6 protein-coding genes are annotated in these 6,228 nt (G+C 69.7%); 3 read left to right on the top strand and 3 right to left on the bottom strand.

Going from position 1 to position 6,228, the window contains the following annotated elements; all coding sequences use genetic code 11:
* Together Q8Q88_RS02015 and Q8Q88_RS02010 are read right to left on the bottom strand one after the other, a co-directional pair.
* The coding region (locus tag Q8Q88_RS02015) for an ABC transporter ATP-binding protein (protein WP_305673529.1) at nucleotides 1-1,774 on the bottom strand (1,774 nt) is incomplete at its 3' end.
* Between the two features lie 108 nt (nucleotides 1,775-1,882).
* A complete protein-coding gene (locus Q8Q88_RS02010) occupies nucleotides 1,883-2,683 on the bottom strand; it encodes a bifunctional 2-polyprenyl-6-hydroxyphenol methylase/3-demethylubiquinol 3-O-methyltransferase UbiG (protein WP_305673528.1) in 801 nt (266 codons plus the stop codon).
* Between the two features lie 401 nt (nucleotides 2,684-3,084).
* Here Q8Q88_RS02010 and ubiA point away from each other — a divergent pair, with 401 nt between their 5' ends.
* Nucleotides 3,085-4,014: a 4-hydroxybenzoate octaprenyltransferase gene (ubiA, locus tag Q8Q88_RS02005; RefSeq protein WP_305673527.1), complete on the top strand. Its 930-nt coding sequence runs from the start codon at nucleotides 3,085-3,087 to the stop codon at nucleotides 4,012-4,014.
* Here the strand turns inward: ubiA and Q8Q88_RS02000 are convergent.
* Nucleotides 4,011-4,427 carry a MerR family DNA-binding transcriptional regulator gene (locus tag Q8Q88_RS02000; RefSeq protein ID WP_305673526.1) on the bottom strand — a complete coding sequence of 139 codons (417 nt, stop codon included), beginning with the start codon at nucleotides 4,425-4,427 and terminating at the stop codon, nucleotides 4,011-4,013. The genes ubiA and Q8Q88_RS02000 overlap by 4 nt on opposite strands.
* Before the next feature lie 166 nt (nucleotides 4,428-4,593).
* Here Q8Q88_RS02000 and Q8Q88_RS01995 point away from each other — a divergent pair, with 166 nt between their 5' ends.
* Together Q8Q88_RS01995 and Q8Q88_RS01990 are read left to right on the top strand one after the other, a co-directional pair.
* Complete coding sequence (locus Q8Q88_RS01995; protein WP_305673525.1) at nucleotides 4,594-5,325, top strand: SDR family NAD(P)-dependent oxidoreductase; 732 nt, start codon at nucleotides 4,594-4,596, stop codon at nucleotides 5,323-5,325.
* On the top strand, nucleotides 5,322-6,092 hold the full coding sequence (locus Q8Q88_RS01990; protein WP_305673524.1) for an SDR family NAD(P)-dependent oxidoreductase: 771 nt from the start codon (nucleotides 5,322-5,324) through the stop codon (nucleotides 6,090-6,092). The genes Q8Q88_RS01995 and Q8Q88_RS01990 overlap by 4 nt, the downstream gene beginning before the upstream one ends.
* Nucleotides 6,093-6,228 lie beyond the last annotated feature (136 nt).

Raw genomic sequence — 6,228 nt, 5'->3', positions numbered from 1 at the left:
TGACGGCGTGCAGCCGCGCATAGGCCCCGCCCTTGCCGATCAGCTCGGCGTGGCGGCCTTCCTCGACGATGCGACCCTGGTCGAAGACCAGGATGCGGTCGGCGCCGCGGATGGTCGACAGCCGGTGGGCGATGACGATGGTGGTTCGGCCCACCATCAGCTCCTCCATGGCCGCCTGGACCTGGCGCTCGGTCTCCACGTCCAGCGAGGACGTGGCCTCGTCCAGCACCAGGATCGGGGCGTCGGCCAGGAAGGCCCGGGCAATGGCCACCCTCTGGCGCTCCCCGCCCGACAGCTTCACCCCGCGCTCACCTACCGGCGTCTCGTAGCCGTTCGGCAGGCGGGCGATGAACTCATGGGCGCGGGCCCGCTTGGCGGCCAGGATCACCTCGTCCTGGGTGGCGCCGGGCCGAGCGTAGCTGATGTTCTCGGCGATCGAGCGGTGGAACAGGGCGGGATCCTGCGGCACCACGGCGATGGCGCGCCGCAGGGAGCCCTGGCTGACCTTGGAGATGTCCTGGCCGTCGATCAGGATCCGCCCGCCCTGCACGTCGTAGAGCCGTTGGATCAGCTTGACGAAGGTCGACTTGCCGGCCCCCGTCGGACCGACCAAGGCCACCCGCTCGCCGGGCGCCACCACCAGGGTGAAGCCGTCATAGAGCGGACGCGGCTGGTTGGCGTAGCCGAAGGTGACGCGGTCGAAGACCATCTCCCCCAGCTCGCCGCGGAAGGTCTTGGCGTCCGGCGCGTCGGCCAGTTGCGGCTCGGTGACCATGTAGGTGGCCACGTCCAGGGTGTCGTCCAGGCCCTTCTGCAGCATGCGGGTGATCTCGCTGAAATTGCGCATGTAGCCGGCCATGACGATGAACGAGGTGATGGCGAAGGCCACATCCCCGGGGGTTGCATTGCCCTTGGCCCAGGCGTCGACCAGGAAGGCCGTCAGGCCCGCCTGCAGCACGATCAGGAACAGGTTCTGGCCTAGGCCCACATTGTTGAACCGGTCCCAGGTCTTGTTCACCGCCGCGCGCCAGGCCTCCACCGTGCGGCCGAAGCGGGCCTCCTCGCGGTCCTCGGCGCCGAAGCTCTTGACCACAGGATTGGCGCCCACGGCGTCGGCCAGGGTGGCGCCGATCTTGGAGTCCAGCGCCGTGGAGACCAGGTTCACCGGCCGGATGTAGTGCACCGACATGAGGATGTTGTAGGCGCCGAACGCCACCACCATCACCGCCACGAAGGCGCCCGCCCAGGGCCACTGCAGGCCGAGCGAGATCGCCAGCCCGCCCAGCACGATCAGGGTCGGGGCCAGCATCATCAGCAGGGCGTCGGAGGCGCTGTCATAGCCCCACATGGCCCGGCTGACCCGGCGCACGGTGGCGCCGGCGAAGTTCGAAGCGTGCCAGTCGGCCGAGAAGGCCTGCACCCGCTTGAAGCCGTCATTGACGATCCGCGCCATGATCCGCGCGTAGAAGCCGTTGGCCGCGCGGAACAGCGATGAGCGCATCAGGTAGAACAGCAGGTAGAGGCCCGACAGCGAGGCCCAGGCCGTCCAGGCCGCCGCCGTCGCCTTCTCCGGAGCGGAGACGGCGTTGATCAATGCCCGGGTGGCCCAGGGGATCGCCAGGTCGGCGGCGGTGGCCGCCAACATGAAGCCGACGATCAGGGCGAACTTGCCGGGGTCGGCCAGCCAGTGGCGGACAATGAAGCCCAGCACCTGGGTGTTGGTCAGGACTCGGGGACGGTTGGCGTCCTCATCGTCGTCGAGAAAATCGGTCATGACGCACTTCTGAATTTCCCGGCCGGGCCGGGGTGAAATTGAAGGTCCGAGGCTGGGCGCCGGGACCCGTGGGGGAGCACGGATCCCGGCGCCGCTTGCCGCGCCCCGCTACGCAGCGGGTCGGCGGGCCTCGAAGTTGAGTATTCGGCTGGAGCGTCCTGGCGGTCGTCCTGGCTGGTGGTCGGCGCCGACCGTGATCTGGTCGAAGCCCGCGGCCGCGAGCGACAACTGGAACTCGGCGAGCCCCCAGATGCGGAAGGCCATGACCTCCAGCTCCGACTCCGCCAACCGCCCGTTCCGCCAGCGTTCGTAGCGGTCGTGGGTGACGCGCCGCTGACGGACCAGGTCGATCTCCACCGCCCGGCCCTCGATCCGCAGCATGTCGCCGTTGGCGGCGGTCCAGGTGCGGATGTCGGGCTTCTCGTTGGTCAGGTAGCCCATCGGCATGAGGTCGATGAGCAGCCGCCCGCCGAGCGCCAGGTGATCGTGGAACCGCTTCAGCACGGCCAGACCCTCGGCGAAGTCGTCGATCAGGTTGAAGGTCGCGACCGGCACGAGGATCGCGGAGAAGGCGTGGTCGTAGGCGAAGTCCTGGAAGCGGGCCTGCTGCAGGTCGGCCGAGAGGCCGCGCGCTGCGCAATGGCGGCGGCAGCTCGCCAGCATATCCGGCGACTGGTCGAAGCCCTTCACCTCCAGACCCGCCTCGAGCAGCGGGATCAGCAGGCGTCCAGTTCCGACGGCGGCCTCCAGGATCGGCCCCTGCGTCCCGACAAGGCGGTCGAGATAGAAGGGCACGTCGGGCAGCGAGCCGGGCGGCTTGTCCAGGTCGTAGATCTCCGTGCACATCGCCCCGTAGCGGTTGGGAACGGGGACGTTGGGACGGACCGAGATGGGTTCGGTGATAGGCATGTCGTCTCTTGAGTCGGACGGACTCCGCGCTGAATCTGGGCGGGGGAATCCGTGGAATCGAGGAGCGCCGGCGAACGCGTCTAGCTACGCGCGGAAGGCTGGCGATGCGGTGCAGAGCGGCCCCGGCTGGGGGCCCGGTCGCGAGTTAATCGCGGTTCCGCTTAAGGGCGGACACAGCGACGAACGGCGTCTGCGGGCGATGATTGAATGCTGTCACGCTGATCACCTCCCTGTTTCAGGCGCTGCGGGGCTGGACGACGACGCAGACCCTGCGCGCCTCGATTCCCCCTGTCAATCCGACCGACCCGCGTTCTTTGGCGTCGCGGTCAGGTCGCCCGACCTCGTGGCCGGCATGCAACAGCGGCTGGAAGGCCGGCGCGGTTCTGCTAGAGGCTGAACGCATGGCCGCCCCCCTTCCCGACGCCGCGCCCAGCAACTGGGTCGACCGCCATGCGCCGCGGCGCCTGCAGCCGCGGCTGAAGCTGGGGCGCTTCGATCGACCGACGGGGATCTGGCTGCTGATGCTGCCGGGCTGGCAGGGGATCGCCCTGGCGGGCGCCCAGGCCGGCCAATGGCCGGACCCCTGGCTGCTGCTGAAGGTGCTAGTGGGCGCTGCCCTGATGCGGGCGGCGGGCTGCGCCTATAACGACATCGTCGACCGCGACATCGACGCCAAGGTGGCGCGCACGGCCGGCCGGCCGATCCCGTCGGGCCAGATCTCGGTGAAACAGGCCTGGGCCTTCCTGGCGGCCTGCAGCCTCGTCTCGCTGGTGATCCTGCTGACCCTGCCGCCGCTGGCCATCGCGCTGGGCGTCGGGTCGCTGGCCCTGGTGGCGGCCTATCCGTTCATGAAGCGGATCACCTGGTGGCCGCAGGCCTGGCTGGGCCTGACCTTCAACTGGGGGGCCCTGCTGGGCTACGCCGCGGCGAGCGGGACGCTCGGCTGGCCCGCCGCCCTGCTCTACGCCTCGGGCGTGTTCTGGACCCTGGGCTACGACACGATCTACGCCGTCCAGGACCTTGAGGACGACGCCCTGGCCGGGGTGAAGTCCTCGGCCCTGCGGCTGGGCGCGGCGGCGCCCAAAGCCGTGCTGGGCTTCTATGTGGCGAGTTTCGCCCTGGCGCTCGCGGCCGGCTGGACCGCGGGCCTCGGCCCGCTCGCCCTGCCGCCGCTGGCGCTCTTCGGCATGCACCTGTCGCGCCAGGCCGCCCGGCTGGACGTGGCCGATCCGGGACTGGCGCTCTCGCTATTCAAGTCCAACAGCCTGGCCGGGCTGTTGCTGTTCCTGGCCCTGGTCGCCGGGATGTGGCGAGGACCGCTCGGCCTCTAGGCGACTTGGCGATCGCCCTGCTGTTCGGCCAGGCGCTGCTCCATCCGAGCGCTGGCCCGGCGGAGTTCGTCGATGGCCTCGTCGATCTCCTGACGCTGGCGCTCGAAGGCGACGATCCGCTCGCGGAATTTGCGCAGGGCCAGGGCGTTCTGGGCCACCTCGCCGTCCCCCTGGCCGTAGAGGCTCAGGATGTCGCGGATTTCGGCCAGGGACAGGCCGACGCGCTTGCCGTTGAGGATGATCTGCAACCGCGCCCGGTCGCGGTAGGAATAGACCCGCGCCATGCCCTGGCGGGCGGGGGCGAGCAGGCCCTGGTCCTCGTAGTACCGCAGGGCGCGCGCCGTGGCGCCGAACTCACGGCAGAGCTGGGTGATGGTGAAGGTCATCGCCGGGCGGCGAAGCTTGGCGGTCATTCTGTCCTCCCTGGGATCGCGGGCCGTACCGCCCGTCGAGGTCGAAGCTTGCCCTTCCCTTTACGTGAACGTCAATCAGTTACGTCAACATCCGGACCTGCCGTGGGGTCACGCTTGTCCGGGTTTTCGCCGCGGGGGAGGATCGCGCAAACGGGAGGCCAGGCGCATGAGCGACCTCGATTTTGGCGGCAAGACGGCGCTGGTCGTCGGCGGCTCCAGCGGCATCGGCAACGGGATCGCCCACGGCTTCCGAGAGCGGGGCGCCGGGGTCCATGTCTGGGGAACGCGAGCGCAGGCCGCCGACTACGATCCGGCGGACGGCTCGGACCTGAGCGGCTTGGCCTACGCCAAGGTCAATGTGGGGAACCGCGCCGAGATCGAGGCCGCCGCCGCCATAAATCCGCTGGACATCCTCGTCCTCTGCCAGGGCACGGTGGTCTACAAGCGCGGGGAGTTTGGGCCGGAGGGCTGGGACAAGGTCATGGCGGTCAATCTCGACAGCCTGATGGCCTGCGCCATGAAGTTCCATGACGCGCTTAGCCGTGCGCGCGGCTCGATCATCATCGTCAGCTCCGTCTCCGGCTACCAGGCCAACCGCGGCAACCCGGCCTACGCCGCCTCCAAGGCCGGGGCCGTCAGCCTGACCAAGACCTTGGGTCAAGCTTGGGCCGGCGACGGCATCCGGGTGAACGGCCTGGCGCCGGGCCTGGTCGACACCAAGCTGACCAAGGTCACCACCGAGCATCCCGATCGATTGCGTGGAGCTCTGAACCGAATCCCCATGGGCCGGATGGGAGAACCCAGCGACATGGCCGGGGCGGCCCTTTTCCTGGCCTCGCCGCTGGCCGGCTACGTGGTCGGCCAGACCCTGATCGTCGACGGGGGGCTCAGCCTGTGAGCGCGCCCGGACGTTCGCTGCGGGGCGCCCGCGTCCTGGTCACCGGAGCCGCGAGCGGCATGGGTCTCGCCACCGCCAGGATCTTCGCCCAGGAGGGCGCGGAGGTGGCGCTCACCGACTATTCCGTCGCCTCGGCCGAGGCCGCCGCCAAGGCCCTGGCCGATGAGGGCCTCACCGTCCATCCGTGGAAGCTGGACGTGTCCGACGCCGCCGAGATCGCCGCTGTCGTCGAGCAGATCGCCCAGCGCCTAGGCGGCCTCGACGTGGTGGTCAACAACGCGGGGGTCTCCGGCTTCTCGCCGATCGACAGCGACGACTACGAGGCCGTTTGGGCCCGCTCGCTCTCGATCCTGCTCACCGCCCACCAGCGGGTGGTGCGCGCCGCCCTGCCGCACCTTCGCAAGTCGGCGGCGCCGCGCATCGTCAACATCGCCTCCACGGAGGCCCTGGGCGCCACCGCCCGAGACAGCCCCTATGCCGCAGCCAAGGCCGGGGTGGTCGGCCTGACCCGCGCGCTCGCCGTCGAACTCGGCCGCGAGGGGATCACCGTCAACTGCGTCTGCCCCGGCCCCATCCGCACCGGCATGACGGCCACCATCCCCGCCGACGCCAAGGACACCTTCGCCAGGCGCCGCACCGCCATGGGCCGCTATGGCGAACCCGAGGAGGTGGCCCACATCACCGTCAGCCTCTGCCTGCCGGCGGCTTCCTACATCACCGGCGCGGTGATCCCCGTGGACGGCGGCCTGACGGCCCGCAACGCCTAGCAGGCTGTTGAAGAAGTCCGTGGCGGTGCAGGACTCGGCATGATTCACTCCCTTGAGCGAGGCTTGAGGGTTGAGGGTTGAGCATGCGGGGGTCTGACGAGCGGACGGGGTCGTTGTTCTCGTACGTGGACCTGGA

This window comes from Phenylobacterium sp. (assembly GCF_030697925.1).
Classification (GTDB): domain Bacteria; phylum Pseudomonadota; class Alphaproteobacteria; order Caulobacterales; family Caulobacteraceae; genus Phenylobacterium.
Note: the sequence above shows the minus strand (reverse complement) of the source record. Positions and strands in the feature narration are given on the sequence as shown.